The sequence below is a fragment of the Stenotrophomonas beteli genome (assembly GCF_001431665.1).
Lineage (GTDB): Bacteria > Pseudomonadota > Gammaproteobacteria > Xanthomonadales > Xanthomonadaceae > Stenotrophomonas > Stenotrophomonas beteli.
Genome location: NZ_LLXV01000029.1, coordinates 16,353 through 39,680, shown reverse-complemented (window position 1 = coordinate 39,680; position 23,328 = coordinate 16,353). Strand labels below are relative to the sequence as shown.

The 23,328-nt window shown below is 62.3% G+C and carries 21 protein-coding genes and 1 tRNA gene; 12 read left to right on the top strand and 10 right to left on the bottom strand.

Going from position 1 to position 23,328, the window contains the following annotated elements; translation table 11 throughout:
- Positions 1-68 precede the first annotated feature (68 nt).
- Positions 69-884, bottom strand: a complete 816-nt coding sequence (locus tag ARC23_RS07380) for an SDR family NAD(P)-dependent oxidoreductase (protein WP_152985221.1) — start codon at positions 882-884, stop codon at positions 69-71.
- A gap of 23 nt (positions 885-907) precedes the next feature.
- Positions 908-2,440 carry an L-piperidine-6-carboxylate dehydrogenase gene (gene amaB / locus ARC23_RS07375; protein ID WP_057496649.1) on the bottom strand — a complete coding sequence of 511 codons (1,533 nt, stop codon included), beginning with the start codon at positions 2,438-2,440 and terminating at the stop codon, positions 908-910.
- 430 nt (positions 2,441-2,870) lie between these two features.
- Between amaB and ARC23_RS07370 the strand changes: the two genes are divergently transcribed.
- From ARC23_RS07370 to ARC23_RS07325, 10 genes are all read left to right on the top strand, one after another.
- Positions 2,871-4,328 (top strand): undecaprenyl-phosphate glucose phosphotransferase, encoded by a 1,458-nt coding sequence (locus tag ARC23_RS07370; protein WP_057496648.1) that lies wholly within the window; start codon positions 2,871-2,873, stop codon positions 4,326-4,328.
- Positions 4,329-4,482: 154 nt separating this feature from the next.
- On the top strand, positions 4,483-4,917 hold the full coding sequence (locus tag ARC23_RS07365) for a low molecular weight protein-tyrosine-phosphatase (RefSeq protein ID WP_057496647.1): 435 nt from the start codon (positions 4,483-4,485) through the stop codon (positions 4,915-4,917).
- A gap of 53 nt (positions 4,918-4,970) precedes the next feature.
- Positions 4,971-7,181, top strand: coding sequence for a polysaccharide biosynthesis tyrosine autokinase (locus ARC23_RS07360; RefSeq protein ID WP_057496646.1), 2,211 nt, complete (start codon positions 4,971-4,973; stop codon positions 7,179-7,181).
- Between the two features lie 141 nt (positions 7,182-7,322).
- Positions 7,323-8,489, top strand: a complete 1,167-nt coding sequence (locus tag ARC23_RS07355) for a nucleotide sugar dehydrogenase (RefSeq protein WP_057496645.1) — start codon at positions 7,323-7,325, stop codon at positions 8,487-8,489.
- A 38-nt stretch (positions 8,490-8,527) separates the two neighbouring features.
- Complete coding sequence (locus ARC23_RS20990; RefSeq protein WP_057496644.1) at positions 8,528-9,913, top strand: hypothetical protein; 1,386 nt, start codon at positions 8,528-8,530, stop codon at positions 9,911-9,913.
- A gap of 26 nt (positions 9,914-9,939) precedes the next feature.
- Positions 9,940-11,142, top strand: a complete 1,203-nt coding sequence (locus ARC23_RS07345) for a glycosyltransferase (RefSeq protein ID WP_057496643.1) — start codon at positions 9,940-9,942, stop codon at positions 11,140-11,142.
- Entirely contained in the window at positions 11,139-12,434 is a 1,296-nt protein-coding gene (locus tag ARC23_RS07340) for a hypothetical protein (RefSeq protein WP_057496642.1), read from the top strand. Before ARC23_RS07345 ends, ARC23_RS07340 begins: the two co-directional genes overlap by 4 nt.
- The gene (locus ARC23_RS07335) at positions 12,427-13,683 is read left to right on the top strand and encodes a glycosyltransferase (RefSeq protein WP_057496641.1); all 1,257 of its coding nucleotides are present in this window, start codon (positions 12,427-12,429) and stop codon (positions 13,681-13,683) included. Before ARC23_RS07340 ends, ARC23_RS07335 begins: the two co-directional genes overlap by 8 nt.
- A complete protein-coding gene (locus ARC23_RS21340) occupies positions 13,680-14,192 on the top strand; it encodes a DapH/DapD/GlmU-related protein (protein ID WP_057496640.1) in 513 nt (170 codons plus the stop codon). The genes ARC23_RS07335 and ARC23_RS21340 overlap by 4 nt, the downstream gene beginning before the upstream one ends.
- Positions 14,189-14,728, top strand: coding sequence for a serine O-acetyltransferase (locus ARC23_RS07325; protein ID WP_057496639.1), 540 nt, complete (start codon positions 14,189-14,191; stop codon positions 14,726-14,728). The genes ARC23_RS21340 and ARC23_RS07325 overlap by 4 nt, the downstream gene beginning before the upstream one ends.
- A 43-nt stretch (positions 14,729-14,771) precedes the next feature.
- On the opposite strand, the gene ARC23_RS07320 is transcribed toward ARC23_RS07325, so the two are convergent.
- The 6 genes from ARC23_RS07320 to ARC23_RS07295 form a co-directional block, all read right to left on the bottom strand.
- A complete protein-coding gene (locus ARC23_RS07320; protein WP_275044124.1) occupies positions 14,772-16,922 on the bottom strand; it encodes a YjbH domain-containing protein in 2,151 nt (716 codons plus the stop codon).
- Positions 16,919-17,695, bottom strand: coding sequence for a capsule biosynthesis GfcC family protein (locus ARC23_RS07315; RefSeq protein ID WP_057496638.1), 777 nt, complete (start codon positions 17,693-17,695; stop codon positions 16,919-16,921). Before ARC23_RS07315 ends, ARC23_RS07320 begins: the two co-directional genes overlap by 4 nt.
- Positions 17,692-18,378, bottom strand: a complete 687-nt coding sequence (locus tag ARC23_RS07310) for a YjbF family lipoprotein (protein ID WP_080393040.1) — start codon at positions 18,376-18,378, stop codon at positions 17,692-17,694. The genes ARC23_RS07315 and ARC23_RS07310 overlap by 4 nt, the downstream gene beginning before the upstream one ends.
- 13 nt (positions 18,379-18,391) lie before the next feature.
- Complete coding sequence (locus tag ARC23_RS07305) at positions 18,392-19,498, bottom strand: polysaccharide biosynthesis/export family protein (protein ID WP_057496637.1); 1,107 nt, start codon at positions 19,496-19,498, stop codon at positions 18,392-18,394.
- 92 nt (positions 19,499-19,590) lie between these two features.
- A complete protein-coding gene (locus tag ARC23_RS07300; RefSeq protein WP_057496636.1) occupies positions 19,591-19,905 on the bottom strand; it encodes a hypothetical protein in 315 nt (104 codons plus the stop codon).
- Positions 19,906-20,014: 109 nt separating this feature from the next.
- Entirely contained in the window at positions 20,015-20,605 is a 591-nt protein-coding gene (locus tag ARC23_RS07295; protein WP_057496635.1) for a phosphatase PAP2 family protein, read from the bottom strand.
- A gap of 109 nt (positions 20,606-20,714) precedes the next feature.
- On the opposite strand from ARC23_RS07295, the gene ARC23_RS07290 reads away from it, so the two are divergent.
- Both ARC23_RS07290 and ARC23_RS07285 read left to right on the top strand, forming a co-directional pair.
- A tRNA-Arg gene (locus ARC23_RS07290) sits at positions 20,715-20,791 on the top strand.
- Between the two features lie 340 nt (positions 20,792-21,131).
- A complete protein-coding gene (locus ARC23_RS07285) occupies positions 21,132-21,596 on the top strand; it encodes a GNAT family N-acetyltransferase (protein WP_057496634.1) in 465 nt (154 codons plus the stop codon).
- Positions 21,597-21,703: 107 nt separating this feature from the next.
- On the opposite strand, the gene ARC23_RS07280 is transcribed toward ARC23_RS07285, so the two are convergent.
- Entirely contained in the window at positions 21,704-22,063 is a 360-nt protein-coding gene (locus ARC23_RS07280; RefSeq protein ID WP_057496633.1) for a response regulator, read from the bottom strand.
- Positions 22,053-23,216, bottom strand: a complete 1,164-nt coding sequence (locus ARC23_RS07275) for a two-component system sensor histidine kinase NtrB (protein ID WP_411847902.1) — start codon at positions 23,214-23,216, stop codon at positions 22,053-22,055. The genes ARC23_RS07280 and ARC23_RS07275 overlap by 11 nt, the downstream gene beginning before the upstream one ends.
- Positions 23,217-23,328: the final 112 nt, after the last annotated feature.

The window sequence follows — 23,328 nt, the reverse complement described above, 5'->3', positions numbered from 1 at the left end:
CAGGGTAGGCGTCGACCTTGGCCGACGAGCGGCATGCCAACCAAGGTTGGCAGCTACCGGGAGCGGTATCAGCCCGTCAACACTTGGCCGCCATCGACGTTGAGCACATGGCCGGTGACCCAGCGCGCCAGCGGCGAGCACAGGAACAGGGCGGCGTCGGCGATCTCGCGCGGGTGGCCGAAGCGGCCGAACGGAATCTTCGCCAGGGTGCCGTGGTACAGCGCGGGATCTTCGGTGCGGCGGCGGTCCCACAGGCCGTCATCGAACGCGATCGAGCCCGGTGCGATGGCGTTGACCCGGATGCGGTCCTTGGCCAGGGCGAGCGCCTGCGAGGTGGTGTAGTGCGACAGCGCGGCCTTGGCCGCGGCGTACGGCGCGCCACCGGGGCGCGGCTGCTGTGCGGCGATCGACGACAGATTGAGGATGCAGGCGTCACTGGACGCACGCAACCAGGGCAGGGCCAGGCGCGAGGCCCGAACGGCCGCCATCAGGTCGATCTGCAGGCTCGCGGCCCAGCCGTCCTCGTCGTCGGCCATGCCGTAGCCGGTCGCGTTGTTTACCAGCACGTCGATGCCGCCGAGCGCATCGGCGGCGGCCTGCAGCCACGCCTGGATCTGGCCGAGGTCGGCCAGATCGGTGGCGAACGTGTGCAGGGGCGAGCCCTGCGCCTGCGCGTCGGCGCGCAGTGCATCCAGGCCGGCTTGGCCGCGTGCGCAGGCTGAAACCTGCGCACCGGCGCTGGCAAAGGCCAGTGCCATTTCACGACCGATGCCCTTGCTGCCGCCGGCGATGAGCACGCGGCGGCCGCTGAAATCGAGGATCGGAGCCCCTGCGGGGATCCGACCCTTCGCTGGGGTCAGATCCCCGGAGGGGCTCTGACCCATGGGCGTGTCCGCGTCGTTTGCCATCACAGGTCGAACTTGATGCCCTGCGCCAGCGGCAGCGAATCCGAATAGTTGATGGTGTTGGTCTGGCGGCGCATGTAGACCTTCCAGGCGTCCGAACCGGACTCGCGGCCACCGCCGGTGTCCTTCTCGCCACCGAAGGCGCCGCCGATCTCCGCACCGGACGTGCCGATGTTGATGTTGGCGATGCCACAGTCGCTGCCGGCCGCCGACAGGAACTTCTCGGCCGTCTTCAGGTTCTGGGTGAAGATCGAGGACGACAGGCCCTGCGGCACGCCGTTCTGCATGTCGATGGCTTCGTCGAGGGTGTCGTACGGCATCACGTACAGGATCGGTGCGAAAGTCTCGTGCTGGACCACCGCGTCGCTGTTCTTCAGGCCGGAGACGATGGCCGGCAGCACGAAGTTGCCAGCGCGGTCGATGCGGGTACCGCCGGTTTCGATGGTGCCGCCGGCGGCCTTGGCCTGGGCGATCGCATCGAGGAACTGCTGCACGGCGCCTTCGCTGTTCAGCGGGCCCATCAGGTTGGCGGCATCGGTCGGGTCGCCGATCTTGCCTTCCACCTGCTTGTAGGCCTTGACCAGCGTAGCCAGCACATCGGCGTAGATCGAGCGGTGCACGATCAGGCGGCGGGTGGTGGTGCAGCGTTGGCCGGCGGTGCCGACCGCACCGAACACGATGCCCGGCACGGCCAGCTTCAGGTCGGCGGTTTCGTCCAGGATGATGGCGTTGTTGCCGCCGAGCTCCAGCAGGCAGCGGCCCAGGCGGCGTGCCACCTTCTCGTTGACGGTGCGACCGACCTGGGTCGAGCCGGTGAAGCTGATCAGCGGTACGCGGCGGTCATCGACCATCTTTTCCGACAGCGCGGTGCCGGCATCGTTGATCAGGAAGAAGATGTCCGGGAAGCCGGCTTCGCGCAGGGCGTCGTTGCAGATCTTCAGCGAGGCGATGGCGGTCAGCGGGGTCTTGTTGGACGGCTTCCAGATGCAGACGTCGCCACAGATGGCGGCCAGGAACGAGTTCCAGCTCCACACCGCGACCGGGAAGTTGAAGGCCGAGATGATGCCGACCAGGCCCAACGGGTGGTACTGCTCGTACATGCGGTGGCCGGGGCGCTCGGAATGCATGGTGTAGCCGTACAGCATGCGGCTCTGGCCCACGGCGAAATCGGCGATGTCGATCATCTCCTGCACTTCGCCATCGCCTTCCGGCTTGCTCTTGCCCATTTCCAGGGCAACCAGCGAACCCAGGGCGTCCTTGTGCCTGCGCAGCGCTTCGCCGCACAGGCGCACGGCTTCGCCGCGGCGCGGGGCTGGCGTGGTACGCCAGATCTTGAAGGCTTCCTGGGCGCGGGCGACGACGGTCTCGTACTCGGCCTCGGTGGTCGCGCGGACCTGCGCGATCGGCTCGCCGGTGGTCGGGTTGACCGGGGTGATCAGCTCACCGCTGGTCGCGCTCGACCACTCCCCGTTGCCCAGGTACGTGCCAGCGTTGATCGCGTCCAGGCCAAGGGACTTGAGCAGCTCGGAAGACATGCAGACTCCTGTGTTTCGTTACGTTGTTTTGGCGCCATCGCGGGCAGGTGGGGGACGCGATGAACAGAACCGCCGATGGTAGCAGAGGGTGGTGGTGGGGCTTTGGTGCGGTGCAGGGCAGGGGGCGGCGGCCCGGGGCGTCAAGCGGTTGGCGTCATGTGAAGATGAGTTGACGGTTTGTGACGCAAGGTGACGCATGTCGACACCCTCCGAAACAAACAAAAATAGTAATGGTTCTAATTACTTAGGCCTGTGCGAGGCGGAAAGTGGTCGCCATTGAGTGACCGGGTTCCTATCTTTTGCGCGTGACATCATTCACAATCCTCGCACATTTAATTGACACAACCTCGACATCTCCGTGCGGGCTGGGGAGTCCCGCGCGCGACAGCGAGCCGCTCGCTGTCGGGTCGGGTAGACATGGAGAAGTGCTTTGCTACATGGATCCGTAGAAGACCTTCCCGCAGAGCGGGCCCGGGCGGGTCGCCGCCGGGTCGAGGCCCGGGCGGCCCTGGAACTGGGGCTGCGCCTGGGTGATCTGTTGCTGCTGCCGGGCATGGCGGTGCTCTCGCACCTGCTGTGCTACGCCACTGGGGCGCCCAATCCCTCGCAGCGCATCGTGTTCGGCGCGGTGATTCTCAGCGCCATCGTCTGCTTCTCCATTGCTCCGGTCTATCGCAACTGGCGCATGCGCGGTCTGCTCGCCGACCTGTGGTTGCTCCTGCTGGCCTGGTCCAGCACGTTCGCCCTGTTCTCGCTGTACGCGGTGCTGGTCGGCCTGGGTGACTCGGTGCCGGTGCAATGGCTGGTGAGCTGGTATTTCACCGGGCTGGCCTCGATGGCGACCGTGCGCGTGCTGTTGCGGGTGCAGTTGCACCGGCTGCGTTCGCGTGGCCTGGATCGGGAGCGCGTGTTGCTGGTGGGCCTGCGGGCGCCGGCCCTCAGGCTGCACCGCCTGCTGCGCGGCAAGCCCGAGCTGGGCAAGGAAGTGGTCGGCTATTTTGCCAGTGCCGGCGACATCGCCACCCGCCGGGGCGGTGACGCGCCGCGTCGCTTGGGCGCCCTGGGTGACGTTCCGCAGTACATGGATCTGCACCGGGGTGAGTTCGACCAGGTCTGGGTATCGATGCCGATGGGCGACACCGGGCCGATCAAGGACATGCTCAAGCAGATCGAGCGCTTTCCCGTGCCTGTGCGCCTGATCCCCGATACCACCGGTCTGGGGGCGTTGAATCCGGGGGTGCATCAGGTGGGCGATGTGCCGATGATCGGCGTTCGCCAGGGCCTGGCCGACCATCGCTTCCGGTTGTTCAAGCGCGTCGAGGACATCCTGGTGGCCGGCGTCGCCGTGGTTCTGTTGTCGCCGCTGTTCGTGGTGCTGGCACTGGGGGTGAAGCTCAGTTCGCCGGGCCCGGTGTTGTTCCGGCAGCGGCGTCATGGGTTGGGTGGCAAGGAATTCTGGATGCTCAAGTTCCGCTCCATGCGCGTGCATGAAGAGGGCGTGGGGCAGTTGACCCAGGCCACGCGCGGCGATCCGCGGGTTACCCGGTTCGGTGCGTTCCTGCGCCGCAGCAGCCTGGATGAGCTGCCGCAGTTCTTCAATGTGCTGGGCGGCAACATGTCGGTGGTGGGGCCGCGGCCGCACGCGATCCAGCACAACAACCACTACGAGCGGGTGATCGAGCGCTACATGCATCGCCACTACGTCAAGCCGGGCATCACCGGCTGGGCGCAGGTGCACGGGCTGCGTGGCGAGACCCCCGAGCTGCGCTCGATGAAGAAGCGCGTGCAGTACGACATCGACTACATCCGACGCTGGAGCCCGACGCTGGACGTGCGGATCATCGCGCTGACCGTGCTGAAGGTGCTGGGCCAGAAGTCGGCGTATTGAGCTGGCCGATGTGCGGAACTGCGACGTAATTCCATGAATCTGTTGGCGATTTCATCGCCTGTAATGCGCTTGTAAGGTATCCTGTGCGGCTGCCGCCGGCCCGATGCTTGTTCTGGTCGCGCGCGCCGCAAGGAATGCCACAGGATCCAGGTCAGTGTTCAAGAACGTTCTTTTTGTATGTGTAGGCAACATCTGCCGCAGCCCTTCGGCTGAAGTCATGCTCAGGCAGGCCGTGGCCGGCAGGGGCATCCAGGTGTCTTCGGCGGGCCTGGGCGCGCTGGTGGGGCACGGTATCGATGCCACCGCGCAGGAGCTGCTGGCGGAGCGGGGCATGGATGGGTTGGCCCACCGCGCCCGCCAGATCGATGACGCCATCCTCGGCGCCGCCGATCTGGTGCTGACCATGGAGCGCAAGCACGTACGCCGCATCGCCGAGATTGCGCCGCAGGCGTCGGGCAAGACCTTCCTGCTGGGCAAGTGGCAGCAGGATCGGGAGATCCCCGATCCGTACCGCCAGCAGCGTCCCGCGTTCGAGCATGTCTACACGCTGATGGCTGAAGGCGTGGAGAGTTGGGCGCGTCATCTGTAGTGCTGACCTCTCATCCCTGACCGCACCTACATCCAATTGAAGAGTTCTTACTGATGACCACCGATACTCGCAGTCCGGCGCAGGATGATGCCGATGAAATCGACCTGCGGCAGTTGCTCGGCACGCTGGTTGACCACAGATGGTGGATTGCCGGAATTACGGGGACGTTCTTCGTCATCGCGGTTGCCTATGCCTTGTTGGCGACGCCCATCTATCGTGCCGATGCGATCGTGCAGGTTGAATCCAAGGTGCCGAGTCTGCCAGGGCTCTCTGATATCAGTCAGTCGCTCGGCATCGGAGGGGGCACGGCGGAGGCGACAACCGAAATCGCGCTCATCACTTCTCGTTCGGTGGTCGGCAGCGCAGTCGATGCGCTGAAGCTGGATATCACCATCGAGCCCAACCGCTTCCCGCTCCTGGGGGGCTACTTTGCGCGCAAGGCAGAGCGTGCAGATCCGGACGCTCTGGCTGATGTGCGCTTTGGCATGAGCCGTTTCGGCTGGGGCGGCGAGACGCTGGAGATCTTCCAGCTGGATGTGCCGCGCGCGCTGTTGGCGCGACCGATGACTCTGGTTGTCGGCGAGAACAGCAGCTATGAACTGTTCGACGAAGACGACAATCTTCTGTTGAAGGGGAAGGTCGGAGAGGTCGCCAGCGGCAAGGGGGTGACCGCGCAGGTTGCGGAGATGCGCGCGCATCCGGGCATGCGCTTTGAAGTGACCCGCCAGCGCCACCTCACGGTGGTGGGAGAGCTGCAGAAGAAGGTTGCTGTAAGTGAGTCGGGCAAGGAGTCAGGTATCCTGACGCTGGCCTATGAGAATGCGGATCCTGATCTTGCACAGCGTTTCCTGCAGCAGGTCGCCCAGGCCTATGTGCGGCAGAACGTGGAACGAAACTCGGCCGAGGCCTCTGCCCAGCTGACCTTCGTGAAGGAGCAGTTGCCCAACGTGCGCAATCAGGTGGACGCCGCGCAGAAGGCGCTGAGTGCCTACCAGACGCGCGCCAACTCCGTGGATCTGAGCCTGCAGACCAAGGGACTGCTGGATCAGGAGGTTGCTGTGGAAACCAGCATCCAGCAGCTGCGCCTGCAGCAGGCGGAGATGGATCGCAAGTTCACGCGCGATCATCCGGCGTACCAGGCGCTGATGCGGCAGATTGGAGAGCTGGAGGGCCGGAAGAGCGGATTCCAGGGGCAGGTGAAGCAGTTGCCTGAAGCGCAGCAGGAGCTGCTGCGGCTGACGCGCGACCTTCAGGTCAGCAATGAAATGTATACCGGCATGCTGAATCAGGCGCAGCAGCTGGATGTCGCGCGCGCTGGCACGGTGGGCAATGTGCGCATCGTCGATGCGGCCGAGGTGGATGCATCAACACCGGTGAAGCCCAGAAAGGCACTGGTTGTTCTTGTTGGCACCCTGCTCGGTGGCTTCCTATCGATTGCCTTTGTACTCATGAGGCAGATGCTCAACCGAGGCGTCGAGGATCCGGCGCAGATCGAGGAGCTGGGATTGCCCGTCTACGCGTCGATCCCGGTAAGTGCGCAGCAGCAGAGCGACTCGGTGCGGGGCAAGTTCCGCGCCGATGGCAAGCTTCACCTGCTGGCCATCAAGGATCCTGCGGATCTTGCGATCGAAGCCGTGCGTAGCCTGCGAACCAGCCTGCACTTCGCCCGCCTGGAGGCAAAGAACAACATTGTCCTGATCTCGGGCGCCAGCCCGAACGCAGGCAAGACGTTCGTCTCCTCCAATCTCGCCGCAGTGATCGCGCAGGCGGGTCAGCGCGTCCTCATCATCGACGCAGACATGCGAAAGGGCACCCTGCATAAGGCGTTGGGTGCAGTGCAGTCGCCTGGCCTCTCTGATCTTCTGGTGGGCAAGGCAGATCTGGCGCAGGTCGTGCGGACGCTGCCGGGCATCGACAGCCTTAGTTTCATTACCCGTGGTGAAGTTCCGCCGAACCCGTCCGAGTTGTTGATGCACGCCAACTTCACGCAGCTTCTTGAGGCACTGTCGCCGCAGTACGATCTGGTAATTGTCGATACGCCGCCGATTCTTGCTGTGACCGACGCGGCAATCATTGCGCATCACGCCGGCACGTGTCTGATGGTGGCGAGATTTGGACTAAATCAGGCGAAGGAGTTGGCGCTAGCCAAGCATCGTTTTGAGCAAAACAACGTTCGAATCAAGGGGGCGATCTTCAACGCTGTGCAGCGTCGTGCTACGGGCTATTACAGCTATGGCTACTACGAGTACAAGTCTTCAACCTGACTTCGGCTGAAGATGGATGCGGAGCCGTGATGTTCGGCTCCGTAGTCGTTCATGACGAGGTGCTGTTGTTTCGATAAGGGAATGAATGCTGCCTGCGCGCTGAGCTTGAGCGGTGCTTGGGTGGAGTAGGGAGCATTGGATATGAAGATCGCGGTTGCAGGGATGGGGTACGTCGGCCTGGCCAATGCTGTGCTTCTTGCTCAGCACAATTCTGTCGTCGCACTGGATGTGGACGCGGCAAAGGTGGAGGCGATCAACAAGCGCCGTTCGCCCATCGAAGACGTTGATATCCAGGGCTTTCTGGACCGAGGGACCTTGGATCTCCGCGCGACCGTGGATAAGGAATCGGCTTATGCCGGCGCCAGGCTCGTCATTATTGCAACGCCGACGGACTACGATCCGGATACGAACTTCTTCGACACGAGCTCGGTCGAGGAAGTCATCCGTGATGTGCTGGAGATCAATCCGTCCGCGACGCTGATCGTAAAGTCCACCGTACCCGTGGGGTTTACCGATCGTGTCCGTGCTGAGCATGCAGGCGTGAAGATCATCTTCTCGCCGGAGTTTCTTCGCGAGGGTCGCGCCCTGCACGACAACCTCTACCCCAGCCGCATCATCGTGGGTGAGAGTTCGGCGCAGGCCACGGAGTTTGCGTCACTTCTTTTGCAGGGGGCTGCGACGGACAACGTTCCCGTTGTCTTCTGCGGAGCAGCTGAGGCAGAGGCCATCAAGCTGTTTGCGAACACATATCTGGCGATGCGCGTGTCCTACTTCAATGAGCTGGATACCTATGCGGCCTGCCATGGTTTGGATGCGCGTCAGATCATTGATGGTGTGTGCCTGGATCCCCGGATTGGAGAGCACTACAACAATCCCTCCTGTGGCTATGGAGGCTACTGCTTGCCAAAGGACACGCGACAGTTGCTGGCGAACTATCGCGACGTTCCACAGAATCTCATCCAGGCCATCGTGGCGTCCAACTCGACCCGCAAGGACTTCATTGCTGCGGAAGTACTTCGCTCCAATCCCAGGGTGGTGGGCATCTACCGTCTGGCGATGAAGGCCGGGTCGGACAACTTCCGTTCGTCCAGCATCCAGGGCGTTATGAAGCGAATCAAGGCTAAAGGCGTTGAGGTGATTGTCTATGAGCCCACCATCGTCGCCGATGAGTTTTTCCGGTCCAGAGTGTGCCGGGACCTGGGTGAATTCAAGCGCACTGCTGACGTGATCATTGCCAATCGACGCCACCCTGATCTAGACGATGTGGCAGGCAAGACATACAGTCGCGATCAGTTCGGGGTCGACTGATGCAGGTAGCTGCTGGAAGGGTGCGAGCCGGAACATCGATGTTGATGCTGGTCTCGCTGGTCCTCGCCAACCTGGCGAGTCTTGGTATCCAGTTCGTGATACCGAGGCTGCTGGTCCCGGAGGAGTACACGCGTTTTGCGATGATGTGGGCGTCGGGTCAGCTTGCGGCTGCTGTTCTTTTCGAATGGCTGCGGATTGGCGTGGTCCGTTATTCCACAAGTGACTCCCGCGATCCACGGCAGTTGCCTGAAGCCCTTGGCGCACTTTACCTGGGCGTTCTGGGTGTGGCGGTAGTCCTGGCGGTGCTGCTTCTGGTAACTGGCGATGCTGGGGGGGCAATCTTCACTGCGGGCTTCATCCTCTTCTACGCATGTGCTCAAGGGGCATTCGATGGTCAGCAGGCCAGCCTGAGGGCCAGCTTTCGCAATGTTCGCTTCTCCATTACCTGGATGGCGCGAAGCATCCTGTCATTCATCCTTACGCTTGCCGCGGCGTCGACGTTCTCTGATGGCAGGTTCGCACTTGCGGGCCTGATCATTTCCTTCCTGGTTGCCTCGCTGTTCGCCGGATCATGCCCGCGCTCACTTCGGTGGCCCGCGCGATCGAGCGTGATCTTCCTGATGAAGTTTGGATTGTTCGCTGCTGCCGCAGGGATGATCTCGTTTGCGCTGCCACTCGCCGCGAGATACGCGATGGTGCACTACGCAGGTGGAGCTGAGTCGGCAGGCGCCTTGCTGGCAGTGGATATTGCACAGAAGATCCTGATGGCGCTCGGAACGGCGATCAATCTGGTGCTGCTCCAGCCGGTAATTGGTCGCGTCAATCTTGATCCGGTGGAAGGCAGGCGTCACATGGCCGGCCACTTGGTCAATGTGGTGGCGCTCTTCTCTGCCGCCATGGTTGTTCTGCTCTATGCGAATCGTGTAATGGTGACGTATTTCGTGCCACCTGCATTCCTTGATTCCTACTCGAAGGTGTCGCTTCTCGCGGTCATCTCAGTCGTGCTTGTTTGCTTGAAGAGCTATGGACTCGATGCATTGTTCGCCATCGGGGGCAAGACGGTCTACTCGGTAGCTACCAGCGCATTGGCGCTGATCCTCTTCGTGCTCGGATGCGTTGGTCTGTACGCGACCCAATCCATCGGTCTGGTCAGCATCCTGATCGCCTTGCTGCTTGCCTTGACCGTGGGTGTCATTCTGGCTGCCTGGCTCGCGGCCTCCAAGCTGTCAATGAAGCTTCCGTGGGCCAAGTTGTCAAGGATCTTCCTGGTCACCTTCGTTGCCCTGGCTGCGTCCTACTGCCTTGCTGTGTATGCAGGGCCTGTTGTCCAGATGTTGGGAATGGTGATGATCGTGCTCGTCATTCTTTGTGGCTATCGCTCGCTTGGTGTAGGCGGGCCCAAGCAATGGTTGGGCCATTCGTGAGCTCGCAGGAAAGAGGTGGAGATGAGATGCGCAGCGATCCTGATCGTGTAGGCGAACAGACGGATTGCGTGGAGAACCCGGTTTCGTCCCTCAACGTCCTGATCTTCACTACGGATGTCCACGCGGGTGGGATCAAGGCATCCACCCTTCGCCTTAGGGAGATGCTGGCTGACGGCGTCTCCAATGTGAGCATCCTGTCCTATGAGCCTGCGGAAGAGGGTGGAGAGGCGGACTATTCCCTCGGCCTTCCGCTGGTGCGGGAGTTCCAGGCCAATGCGCGGTGGGATTATGACCTTCGCCGCGCCATGGGTATCCTGGTGGCTGTGCTTCGATTCCGCAGGCTGATGCGGAATGAACGCTTCGATGCAGTTGTTTCGATGTCGTACGGTCCGAGTATCGTCGCGTTGATGGCGAAGAAGTTCGGGCTTGACTTCAAGCTCGTCGTTTCCGAGCGACAGGATCCTTCGCGGGATCTTGCTGCCGGCTGGCGAAAGCGCCTGGTGCGGAGTTTGTGTGGTTGGATGTACCGCGGGAGTGATCTCTATCACTGCAATTCCCCAGTTGCTGCCGAACGCGCCCCGGTTCTCTTCAACGTGTCGCCGAAGAAGACACTTTACATCCCCAATGGATACGATTTTTCGCAGCTGGATGAGCAGTCCCTTGCTCCGCCAGTTTCGGCGATATCCGGGCCGTACGTTGTGTCATGCGGTCGATTGAATGAACAGAAGGGGCAGCACATCGCCATTGCTGTTTTCGCCGGAATGGCGAAGCTGGGTTACAAGGGCGTACTGGTGTTCATTGGTGACGGCAGCTTGAGAGAGTCTCTGGAGGCGCGTGCTGAAATGAGTGGGGTATCGGATCGAGTGGTGTTCCTCGGAGCGGTGGACAACCCCCTTCCGTACTTCCGCCAGGCCGATCTCGTGCTTGTCACTTCCTTGTGGGAGGGATTCGCCAATGTACCCGTTGAGGCGATGGCTGTCGGCGGAAGGGTGATCAGCACGCGTTGGAGTGGGGCCAAAGAAGTGCTTCAGGACGCAGCCGACTTCTTCTCGTCCGATCTTGACGCACTTGATCGATGCGATAAGGCCGCAGTGGCAATAGCGTCAACCGAGGCCATGGCTGCGATCGCCGAATTGCCCCGACTCGCTGCCGTCCAGTCTTTGCGCGAGCAGTACGGATACGCGGGGACATCGCGCAGGTTCGTCGCGGCCATTGAGGGGCTTCGATGATCAGGATCAGGTTTGTCAGCTGGCTTGGTCTTCTGGCGATAGTTCTGTTGCCCGTTTTCAAGATGTCGTTCGTCCCTGTCAGTTACAGCCCGCCGTCGCTCATCCCGGCAGCACTGCTTGGCATCGTCTTCTTCTTCGGTTCGCGTGGAAGGATTGAGCGCGCCGACGTGGCGACAATCTGTTTTGTGCTCTACGTGGTCCTGGTCAGTTTCATCTTCCTGGGCGTGAAGGACATTGGCGTGGATCGCGTCCTGAGAGGAATTCTGCCTGTTCTAGCGGGGCTGGCCGCCTTTCTTGGTTTCCGCTACTACTTCAGGTTCGTCTCTATCGATCAGTACCTGAACATTCTTCGTTCCGTGCTGAAAATCGTGCTGTGCTATGGAATCTTCGAGATCGTCGCCATCTACCTGGGTATTGGTGGCGTGTTTCGCGACGCATTGGCGCTTGCACTGAGCGGAAATGCAGGGTCGCGGGTGCAGCTGTTTACCTCCGAGGCATCCTGGGCCAGTCTCTATCTTGTGTTCGCATTCCCGCTGCTTGGCCGCTTGTCCTGGATCTATCGCGGGATGTGGTTGATGCTTTTTGCCGCCACTTTCTCTCTCTATGGCTTTGCGACGCTGGTCATCGGATTGATCGGATACCGCCTTCTGATGGGGCGCAGCTTCACCAGGACCCTGTTTCAAGTGCTCCTCATCGGGGCAGGTACCTTGTTAGTGGCATATGCGGTGAAGCTGATCGTGTCCAATCTCGCATCTTCAGGGGACCTTCCTTACTACTTGACACGCATCATCAAGCTCGACGAGGCGTCGACCGTTGAGGCATCGCTGCTGGAGTCCCTCGACGGATCCGTCTTTGTGCGCATCATGTATCCCGTGTACGCATTCCTTGTCTCGCTTTCATATCCGTTCGGAATGGGCGCAGCGATGTATCCGTTCAGTTTCAATGACGCGATGTCATGGTTGCCGCTGAATCATGTTGCGTATCGAAATTTCGAGATCATGGGCGACATCTCGTCGGTCTCGGCTGATCCGCGCAATCTGTATGTGGGCATCTACGTGATGGGCGGGTTGCTGGGGCTGGCGTATCTCATCTTCATGCTCAACCGCGTTCGTCGGGATTTCGGCCTCATCAAGCGCTTCGGTTCTCCGGCCGAAAAGCTGGTGGTTCTCCAGCTGGTGCTCATGGGCGCCGCTTGCCTTCAGTTTGGCTCATTTGCCTTCGTGCTCCTGTGGATCCCGCTTGCCGCAGTACTGACCATTTCACGTGGCATAAGGATGGTGCGTCATGGCTAAGGCCGTCTTTCTCATGACCAGGCCGTTCCTTCCTGTGGTCGGCGGCCGCGAGCGCATGCTGCGCCAGCACCTCGAGTACCTGGTTGATCGGTTCGATGAAGTGATGGTCATCTGTTTCAAGGGGCGGGGCGAGACTGTTGATGTTGAGCGGTACCGGCGCGAGTTCCCCTCGGTGGCGTTCCATTTCACCAGTTATCCGGGGGTGGTGGATGTACTGCGTGGCGCCCTTCACCTGGGGCTGTCAGCGCCGCTTCAATGCCTGGCCTTCTTCGGCAAGGGCAAGTCACGTTGGATCACCTCGGAGATCGCCGAATTCGGTCCAGATGTTGTTGTTGTGGACATGCTCAGGTTGTGGAGCTACGTCCGGCATTGGCGCTCGACGCCGCTCGTCCTTGATATCGATGATCTGCTTTCCGTCCGTTATCAGAGGCAACTGGCCTCAGGCGCGACGGACGTGCTTGGAACCTTCAGGGAGCGATTGCCGGCTGCAGCCGGATGGCTGGCCAACGTGTTTGCAGCCCGTCTTCTGGCTGTCGAGTCCAAACGATTGGCAAAGATGGAGCTGGATGTGACCGCGTCCGCCGCGAGCGTCATCTTTGTATCGGGGCTGGAGGCTGAGCGGCACAGGCTGAGGACGGGCGCGGCTAACCTGTACTCTGTGCCGCCGATGTCTGCGGACGTCAGTGGCGTCCGGCCGCCACGGTTACGTCAAGGCGGCATGCCGCTTCGCTTCGCGTTCCTGGGCAACCTAAAGGCACCGCAGAACTTGCAGGCCCTGCGATACGTGGTTGGCACGCTTCTTCCTGTGCTGGTTGACGCCGGGTTTGAGTACTCGCTGGATGTGATTGGAAGCATCGATGCGAGGGTGGCCCATGAACTTTCGCGTCCGGGGATTACCTTCCATGGTTTCGTTGACGATTTGAATGAGGCGCTCCGTGAAACGGATCTGCACTTGGCGCCCATTCTTTCCGGATCCGGAGTCAAGACAAAGATCGTTGATGCCTTTGCGATCGGGGTTCCAACCGTGACAACCTCTTTGGGCTTGGAGGGGTTGGATGTCGAGGGGCGTCACGTTGCACTCGTCTTCGACACGCCCATGCAGTTCCTTGAAATCGTAAGGACAGTCACTGCGGATCCGACAATGCTGGACAATATCGCCTTCAACGCATCGGCCTACGTCTCTGAGCAGCACGCGCGCGACGTGGTCTTCTCGAGGTACTCCAACGCCTATGAGAGGCTGGGATCATGATCTGGCGCATCCTCCATAAGTGCGTGGTGCATGGGTTAAACATGGCCTGCGCGGTGCTTCCCGATGATCCGATCTCCTGTCGCCTTCGTCCGCGTCTGCTGGGCATTCTCGGGATATCGACTGCCGGTGGTGTTCGAATCCGGGGGGGCGGGCGCTTTGAGGGTGGGCGCATCGTCATTGGCCAGGGCTGCTTCATCAACCGTGGCTGTTACTTCGATGCAACGGGGACGATCCGCCTTGGCCGTCGTGTAACCGTGGGCCACGGCGTCGCATTGATCACGGCGTCTCACGTTGTCGATAGCGCCGACGCGCGCGCGGGCAAGGTTACCGCCAGTGACGTGCATGTTGGTGATGGGGTCTGGATTGGGGCGAACGCGGTTATTCTCCCCGGCGTTTCGATCGGTGCCGGCTCGATCATTGGTGCGGGAGCGGTGGTTACACGCGACGTGCCAGCGAATGTGCTTGTTGCGGGCAACCCGGCCGTCTTCAAGAAGGAGTTGGATGCATGACCGAGGTTCCTGCTACGGAAACACTACTGAGCCTGTTGAATGCGGACCTCCGCGCTGCCAGGGCAGGGGCGGAGCCATCACTGATGAGCGGTCTGGCTCGCTATTTTGTGGATCCTGGGTTCGCAACAGTGGTGCGCTACCGGTTATCGGTCTTCGCGAGGCGGTTCGGCAAGGTGGGCCGCGTGCTGTCGAAGTTGATGTGGCTGTACAACGTGCGCGTTTCCGCTTGCTATCTTTCCCCCAGCTCCAGGATCGGGCCTGGATTGTTTCTTCCCCATGCTGCTGCCGTGGTCGTGGGAGATGGCGTTGTGGCGGGACGCGATCTTCAGCTGTACCAATCCGTCACGCTCGGCCAACGCGGCACGCAGTATCCGTGCATTGGAGATGGAGTAATCATTTTTGCCGGCGCCTGCGTGCTGGGCTCGTTGCAGGTGGGAGATGAAGCGGTTGTGGGCGCCAATGCAGTTGTGCTGCGGAGCGTACCGCCCCGCAGTACGGTGGCGGGTGTGCCTGCTCGCGAGCTGGCCGGAAAGTAGCGCCAAGGCCCGACCCGATGGGATCGAGCAGGGAGCTGTTCCCTTAATCGCCAATTCTATTGATGTTGTCGAAGAAGAACCCAGGGTCTCGTTCAGACGTCATCTGATAAAGGCCGTAGCTGTGGCCAACTCTTGCACCTCCATCTCGATAGAGCGGATTCCACAGGAAGTTGGCACGTGCGCGCGTCGATCGTGGGAGCAGGAAATCGAACGGGATCGAGACATAGATTCCCTTGTCGAAGCTTCCTTCGCCGTAGTCGGCAGAGGAGACATCGGTCTTCGTCGCGTAGGCGCCCATCGTTACGCCGTTGTCAAAGGCGCGCGAGACGGCGAGCGTTGCGCCCCAGTCTTTGGCGAGGTATCGGCCGGCGCTCAGCGCGCTGACCACGCGCCGCTGGTCACCCCACAGGTAGTAGAAGGTTGCATGGCCGGTAGCGACGCTGTAGTCGCGGAAACTGAACCGCTGGTCGAAATCGCGCTGCTTCACCCAGTTTGCTTCGACTCCCAGTGCCCAGCGCTCGTCCAGCGGGCGATAGAGAACCTCGCCGCCGGCGCCTGCATACATTGACTCCAGCATGCCGGCGTAAGCCATGCCGTAAAGGTCTCGACCGAGATGATGGGTGCTGGTCAGCTGCAAGCTGGGCAACGTCAGGTCTTCAGTCGTCATGTAACGACGAATGTTCGTTCGAACCCGCGGCAGGCGGCTTGGGGCGTCGTAGCGGAACTTGTCGTAGTTGTTGTAAGCGTTATAGCTGATGTTGCCACTGAGCCACAGATTGCGCGTGAAGTAGAAGCTCGCGCCGTAAGTGCCGGCGACCTGGAACAGCACGAACCCGTCGGGACCGCCCAGTGATTGCTGATAGCCAATGTTGAATGCACCATCGAAGCGGTGACGCGGCGCCTCGTAGAGGGTCTGCCTGCGTTGGCTTGCCGGGGGGGCCATCTCCACATGCCCGGCCAGCGTACCCAGGTCGCTCTTGTTGTTTACATAGTCCACGAACGCTTTGCGCTCCATGCTGGTCTCGACGACCGGCACGCCGAGGCGGGTGTTCTGCACTGTGAACCAGTCGACGCTGGCCGGCGCGATGCCGTCGAGAACGCGAGCAGTCCGTCCCAGGCCCTGTGCTGGGTAATAGAAGCGTCGTTGCTCGCCGGTAACGATGACTTCTGAGCCTCGTTGGCTGATGCGGCTTACGCGCAGTCCGGCGTTCTGATCAAGCTGGCTGGCCACGGCGCTCCAATCCGGGGATTGAGAATCCGTGTTGTTGCTCTCATCAGTGCTTGCCTCACCATTCCATCCATGACGCTTGAGTGGGACAGGCGCTGGATCCAGAACCTTGGGCATGGACCTGGCCTGCGCGAGGTTGGTTCGCAGCGTGATGCCAAAAGTGGCCACGTCACCTCGCTCCCAGCCTGCATGCAGGTGCACATTCTGATTGACGGCGTAGGATGCCCCGAAATTGAACGGGCTGCGTTGAACCTGCCGATTGTTCTGCGGCTCGCGCTTGTAATCGTTGCCGTCGTACTCGAGCTTCAGCTGAAGGGGTTCCCACGGCGTCTGATAGGCGACACCGCCGAATACGCCAACCGGACCACGGAGCATGCCATTGCTGTTGAACTTTCCTGCGCCCGTGGAGCGTGGTCGGGTCTCAAACCGATCATTCAACGCAGCAAGGGGATTGCGGAAGTCACCCCGATTGCCGATGTAGCCCGTCGCCACGCCCAGGCTCGCGTCAAAGGCGCCGATCCGCTTGCTTGCCACCAGGTATTCGCTGGAGAAAAGGCCGGTGCCGCCTAGGTCGCGGAAGCCTGCGGAGACTTCCGGGACCCAGCGGCTTTCCTGCAGCAAGCGGATCTTCACGTCGATCGACTTGTCCTTGTAGTTCTGGCTGCCGCTGAGCCATTCCGGGCCATAGCGCCGATTTGCCACCGATACATAGCGGAACGCACCCTCCATCCATGGGAGCGGCTGCAGCACGAGGTTGTAACGACTGTAAGGCGACGTGTGGCTGGCGGTGAACGCCAATTCGCCTTCTTCTGCCATGCGTGCGGTAGGCGTCTGCAGCAAGCCGATACCGCCCCAGTCACTCGCGGTTGGTGCAGGCGCGGTCTGTGCCTGCAGGACAGTGCTGATGCTCAGGCTGAGCAGGGCCACGCCGGCGCGCGCCAGCGGCCTATAGGTGGAGGTGATCAAGGCGAAACTCCCGGTAATTCCATTACCTGGGTTGCGAGGAAGCTAGCAATTTCTTCATTGAGGCCAGGATTCACCTTGGCCAGGGCGCTCGGTCGCAAAGGTACGTACAGCACTGCTCCAGGGGCCAGCGAGGAGGGGGCTGAGCGATTCCAGAGCGCAATGCCGATCTTCTCGACTCTGCCGTCCGGCTCGATCACGTACAGGTGGTCCTTGCTCGCAGCGCGCAGGGCAGGACAGTCGCGCAGGTAGTCGACCGGCGCTTGCTGGGCAACATGGTCCAACGTGCACGGCTCGGCAACGACTCCCATGACGGTCACCGTGTTGGGACGCCCGGGATAGACCAGGCGATCTCCGTCGCCGATGGGGCGGTTGCTTGCGTCTGCCACTTCGATCGCGCGAGCGGTCAACAGTGCGGGGACACGACCGGTGACCGGCATGCGCTCGATGTCGTCCGCAAGGGTGCGGGCGACACCTGCATCATCCGCGTCGGCGGATGTGTCGTCCATCAGTTGAGCTAAATCGAACAGGACACCGGTCTTCAGGCGAGTCTGCGCGATTCGCTCGGAGGCACGCAGCCAGGCGGCCGCCAATGGGTAGGCAGAGGGCTGCGGGCTTGCGGCCAGAATGGCATCACTGAGCCGTGCGCCGGCCGGCATGATCTGCACGCCGGGATGGCTGACATGACCCATCACCTCCACCGATACCTGTGGAGCGGCCGAGGCGGTGGCTGCAGTTATCGTGCCCAGCAGCAGGGCAAGCAGACGCGGGCTCATCGGTGTAGCAGATCCGGGCTATAGGGCTTGAGCTGGGTGATTTCCAAGCTGGTGCCTGGCGCGATTGCCTGGCGGCTCTTCCAGATGAAGCCGGTATCCGGGTCTACCCAGAAGTGATTCTCGGCCTTCCAGTGCCTGCCGCGCTGTGTTTCGCGCACGTGCAGCACACTGCGGCGCTTGCCGAGAATCTCGATGGCTTCACTGCCCATCGGCTCCAGCGTGCCTTGCACCTCCACGCCATAGCGGTAGCCCGGCATCAGGTCGTAGCGGCGATGCACGATTACTGCACGATCAAGCTTGTGCAGTGCCCTGAACGGGTTATCGCCCTCGATCCACATGTTCTGCAGCTCGGGGCTGCCACCAAAGGTGCCGACGAGCAGGCCGTCGTGCAGGAAGATGATGCTGCGCTCACTGCTGTACCAAGCTTGGCGGCCGGCGTCGATATTGCCCAGCACCAGCACGGCACCGCCATCAGGACCGAGCACCTTGATCTGCGGATAGCGCTTCTTGGCGACCTCTTCGGCGCTGGGTGTAATGTCGGGGCGGCCTTGCAGGGCCAGTTGTGCCGTCTTGATGCTGGTACGGCCCACCACGCCGCAGCCCGACAGACCGAATGCAATCAACAGCGATGCGGCAACGCCGCGTTGCGCCGACGATAGCGCGGCGAGAGCGCTCCTGCTCATCTTGTGCCTGCCATCAATTGTCGAGATCGTTACGCGCGCTTGCCGCGTTACTGATGATCGACGTGAAGGGAAGCAGCTGGTTCACAAACCGGCTCCAGCGAGTGACCCCGGCCGCACCGACGAATACAACGTCACCGGGAAGCAGTTCAAACTGGCTGGCAACGGCAAACGCGGCCGGCGATCTGGCTTCCAGGTGGTACACGGTGGAAGGCGTGCTCTGCAGATCCTGCGAGCCGCGGATCACGTAGACGGCATTTCCGTTTGAGGTGCTTTGCTGCAGCCCGCGTGCCCGGCCGAGTGCCTGGCTGAGCGAAATGTCGCTGGTTTTGAAGCTCATCGCGCCGGGCTGGTTGACTTCGCCCACCACGAAAATTTCCTTGCGATCCAGGTAAGGCACGTACAAGTGGTCGCTGGACTTCAGGAAAATATTCGTGGCACCGCCGCCCTGGCGACCAAGGCGATCCAGGTCGATGGTGTAGGTGACGCCGTCGCGGGTCAGCCGGACCCCGGACAGGTCGGCCTGGGTGGCGTCCAGTCCGGACTGGCTGATTGCGTCGCCCAGCGTCAGCGGCGTGACGGTCAGTGGCACAGTGGCGGCCTGGCGCGACGCGCCTGTGACCCAGACGCGTTGGCTAGCATAGGTCAGGATGGAGACATCGACCTGGGGTGCTTCAATGTAGCGCGCAAGCTTGCTAGTGAGTTCCTCGCGCAGCTGGCTCGGTGTCCTGCCTGCGGCAGAGATCTTGCCAACATAGGGATAGAACAGCGATCCATCGGACTGGACGGGACGGCCCGCCGCATTGAGCTGTTGCTGGGGGCCTGCCGGAACGGTCAGCTCCGGGTGATCCCAAACCGTGATGTACAGGACGTCGCCGGCGCCGATCTCGTAAGGACCAGGCTGGTAGCTGGTCAGCGCTGTCGGCAGGCCGGGCACATCGCGTGCAGCCCGATCCATGGCGATGAGCTTCGGCGTGATCGGAATCAGCTCGATCTGGTCATTGCCAACCGGCTGGTCGTCGCGTGCGAACGCGCTCGAACGCATGTGCTGGCCGGGTGCAAACATGCATCCGGAGAGAGAAAGGGCCAGCGCCAAAGCGGCGCAAAGACGCTTGCAGTCCATCGATGATTCTTCCTTGCCCTGCTAGGCAAAACAAAAGCCCCCGCCAGATCTGCGCCCGGCGGGGGCGTGATGACCCTGATCTGCTCAGCGGATCAGTTGGTGCCGGTGGTGCCGGTAGTGCCGGTAGTGCCGGTAGTGCCGCCGGGACCCGGAGGCGTGGTGCCGCCACCATTGTTGTTGCCTGCATCGTCCTTGCTGCTGTCAGCGGCAACGCTGTACAGCACGCCAGCGGCAGCAATGCCCAGGCCAACAGTAGCGACGGTGGTCAGGGTGCCAGTGGCGGCGGCGCCAGCCGCTTCTGCGCCAGCGACTTCAGCGCTGGTTTCCGCAGTGGCAACCGGAGCTTCCTGGGCAAACACCGGCGAGGACAGGCCCAGCAGGGCCAGAGCGGCAATCATCTTCTTCATCTACGGGGTCTCCTACTCCGTGAGGTAAGTTTTTCCGCGCTTATGTTGGCCGCTGTTCATTCCTCCTGTCAAGGAAAGTGAAGAAGATGTGCGGCTCTGTTGGCAGTTCTCACGGGTGGGCGTGGAGCTCTGTTCTTCCAGAAATGAACTTTGCCAGCGCGATCACCGCTTGATGGGTGTGCAGGTTCGGCTGGGCGAGGGGAAGTGCCGCGCCGGCGAGTAAAGCGGCGGCAATGGAAATGAGAGCCGCGCGGCGGGACGGACGCGCGCCGTACAACGCCCACGCACTGCAGCCCAGTCCAAGCATCAGCCCAGCAATGACCTCAGAAAGGCTATGCGCATGCAACGGGATTCGTGACCAGGCAATGGCGATGGCCAACAGCACGCCGATTGCCACGCCGATCGCCCGTGCGCGCTTGGCCGGTCCGGCGAGCAGCGCACCAACGACCGGATAGACGACACTGGACATCGCGGCATGCCCGGAAAAACCGGTGAAGTGCACGCTCTTGATGCCAATCCCCCAGCCCATGAAGGCCACCTTTGAGGCAAGCGTGACGCCGGCGGTGACGGCGATGGCCAGCAGCCATCGCCATTTCAGGCGTGCGTCTGCGCGGGGCAGGGTGATCAGCAGCACCAGGGCCATCGGCAGCAGCCAGCGGCTGTCGCCGAGGGCAGAGAGGGTTCGCCAGACGTCGGACATCCAGTTCACAACGGGTCGCGGCGGGCCAGCATATCTACTTCGGGAGCCGTGCAGGACGCCCGGCGCTTGGTCCATTCAGCCAGACGAGGTATCCTTTCCCGCTGCCAATGGCCCCGTAGCTCAGCTGGATAGAGCGTCCCCCTCCTAAGGGGAAGGTCGCCCGTTCGAATCGGGCCGGGGTCACCATCTGCTACAGCCGCATGGCAACCGCTCGCCGGACGGCAGCGGCAGGCAGTCCTCCCCATACAGGTCCAGCAGCGCCGCCGCGCAGGCCATGACGCGAATCCACGTGGCGTGGCTGCCGGCCACGCGCCCGATCAGTCGCGAAAACACCCGCTTCAGAGCGCGGGGTAACGGGAAACGCGCTGAGGCCTTTGAACATGGCAATTCCCGAAATCGGGATGGGCTGGGTGCCGCGGCACACGGGGCGTGATGGCGGCGCGTCTGGAATCTATTGCCCCATGGCAGATCTCAAATGCGGCCTCGCAGCGTGTACGCCTGGCGCAGATGACGCACCATGAACGCCATGAGCCCCCAGCTTCGCCCCGTCCAGCCGTCGCATTACGCCATCGTGGCCGACTGGCCTGAATCAGCCGAGGCGACCCGGCGCTGGGCAGGCCCCGGTGTGCCGTTTCCCCTGCTGCCGGAGCGGTTCGCGCAGGTGCTTGAGCTCGCGGCGCGCCCAGGCTGGGCGCTGCTGGACGAGCAAGGTACCTGCGTTGGATTCGGCCAGTACTGGATGACTGACGCCCGCACCGCACACCTGGGCCGCATCATCGTTTCCCCGCTGGCACGCGGGCGCGGCCTTGGCCGGCTGCTCATGCAGGCATTGAGTGCACAGGCCCTGGGCCAAGCGGATGTGCAGCAGCTCACCCTGCGCGTCTATCGTGACAACACGGCTGCCGTGGCGCTGTACCGGGACCTCGGTTTCCAGCAGGTTGAAGCGTTCTCGACCCCGGAACTTCTATTCATGCAGCGCACCTCGGGCTGAACGCCGCTCCGGCGTTGCGTCCTTCAGGGCACACCATTGCCCACGGGATAACCGCAAGCCGTTGGGGCGCCAGGGATGAGGGCAGCCGAGCGCTGGACCGGCCTTCCTCATTCCTGCTTCAACAGCTCCACCAGCTGGCGCAGGCGGTAGGGCTTGGGCAGGAATTCCACCTGCTCGGGCAGCGGTGGCAGCTGCGAACGGGCATAGCCGGACGACAGGATCATCCGTGCCTGTGGTTGCTCGCGGGCGACGTGCTCGCTCAGTTCGATGCCGGACATGCCGTTGGGCATGCTGATGTCACTGAACACCACATCGAAACGCGCCTCGCCCTTCAGCAGCGCGGCCGCTTCATGGGCGTCGGCGGTAGTTGATACGTCGATGCCGAAGTCGCGCAGGGCCAGGCCGATCATTTCGCGCAGATCGGTCTGGTCCTCCACCATCAGCACGCGGATCGGGTCATCGGTCATCGGCAGGGTCCTCTATTGCGGGAAGCAGCAGGCTGACCGTGGTGCCGACACCGGGCGTGGTGGACACGTCGACGAAGCCGCCGCTCTGGGTGGTGAATCCGAACACCTGGCTCAGGCCCAATCCGCTGCCCTTGCCGATGTCCTTGGTGGTGAAGAAGGGCTCGGTCGCACGCTCGGCGATGTCGGCGGCCATGCCATGGCCCTCGTCACAGACGCTGAGGGTGACATAGCCACGTTGCAACGTGCTGTCCGCATCCGGGTCGAGCCGATGCTCCAGTGCGGTGGCCACCAGGATGCGACCGCCATCGAGGGTGGCCTCCACTGCATTGGCCACCAGGTTGCTCAGCGCGGTCTGCAACTGCATGGCGTCGGTGCTCACCGCAGGCAGGCCGGGTGTCAGCTGCAGGTCCAGCACCACCGTGGGCGGGCACGCGCGCTGCAGGTCCGGCAGCCAGTGCTGCACCTGCGTGTTGATATCCAGCGGCTCGCGGATCAGGGTCTGCCCGGTGCTGAAGGCCAGCAGCTGGCGGGTCAGCAGCGCGCCGCGGTCGGTGGCGGCCTGGGCCGCATCCAGCAGTTCGGCGGCGCGCCTGTCGTCGCTGCCCACGCGCATGGCCAGCAGATCCAGCGCATTGCCGATGGTGGTCAGCAGGTTGTTGAACTCGTGCGACAGCCCCCGGCTGAGCCGGCCCACCGTCTCGAACTGCTGGGTATTGCGCAGCGCACGCTGGGCATCGCGCAGCAGCCGTTGTGCCTGCCACTGCTCGGTGATGTCACGCGTGATCTTGACGAAGCCGAGCAGCTCGCCGGCTTCGACGACCGGCTCGATGACCACGCTGGCGCGGAACGACGAACCATCACGGCGTACCCGCCAGCCCTCGCTGGCGACATGCCCTTGATGCGCTGCGACGCGGAGCAGGCGCTGTGGTTCGCCAGCCTCGCGGTCGCTGGCCAGGTAGAAGCGGCTGAAGTGGGTTCCCACCACTTCGTCGGCTGAATAGCCTTTGATGCGCTCGGCGCCAGGATTCCAGCTGCACACCACGCCCTGGGGATCAAGCAGGTACAGCGCATGGTCGCGCACGCTGTCGATCAACAGTCGCAGTTGTCGGGAAGGGTCCGTCAGCACGGACGTCGTAGAAGCGGCTGCGTCCACGTGGAAATGAGCATTACCCCAGGGAGGGACGTGAAGCTAGGCAGTGCAGTGTGAAGGGTGCGTGCAGGCGGCACACGTGCCATTCGTCCTGTGCGGCTGAATGCGACACGGA